The organism is Psychrobacter sp. 1Y4 (assembly GCF_051847555.1).
In genome coordinates this window covers 1-550 of the sequence record NZ_JBPYDE010001008.1, presented here as the reverse complement: position 1 = coordinate 550, position 550 = coordinate 1, and the positions used below count along the sequence as shown (strand labels likewise).

The window sequence follows — 550 nt, the reverse complement described above, 5'->3', positions numbered from 1 at the left end:
ACAGAGTAATCAACGAATCACTGAGCTGTTTTTTGGCAACAGCAGCTTGTGCTTTATTAAAACTATCTGGATGCGTGAGGAGGCGCTTACCGAGTACTAACCAATCACGCTGAATACGCCAAGCCAATTGGCGAAACTGTGCACGCTCTTGCGGTGTCTCAGGGAGCAGTTTATTTGTGTGATAGCGTTCCTCAAGATACTCAAAAATGACATTAATCTCATAAAGCGCAATCTCACGCTGCTGTAATACAGGCAAGGTGTGATAAGGGTTTAGCTCAGTCAAATCTTCAGGGCGCTCAGAATGTAAGCGAGACAAATAGTAAGCGAGCTTTTTTTCTTCAAGTAATAGGCGTACCACATGACTGTCGTAGCCGTCATCAGCATACAAAATTAGCTGACTACTTGGAATGTCATTCGCATCAATCATGAAAGCCTAATGTTAATAGTGAAGGTTGTCATCGTAAACAAACTCGCAACGTTTATCAAGGTAGTGTACGTAAACATTAGCGCTGAGCGACTTATTTTCCGGCATATCTAGTATTTATGCTCT

General features: G+C 42.4%; 1 protein-coding gene. It reads right to left on the bottom strand.

Annotated features, from left to right (window positions below; translation table 11 throughout):
- On the bottom strand, window positions 1-427 hold a 427-nt coding region (locus ACS8FC_RS20120; RefSeq protein WP_439298087.1), incomplete at its 3' end, for a glutathione S-transferase N-terminal domain-containing protein.
- Between the last annotated feature and the right edge of the window lie 123 nt (window positions 428-550).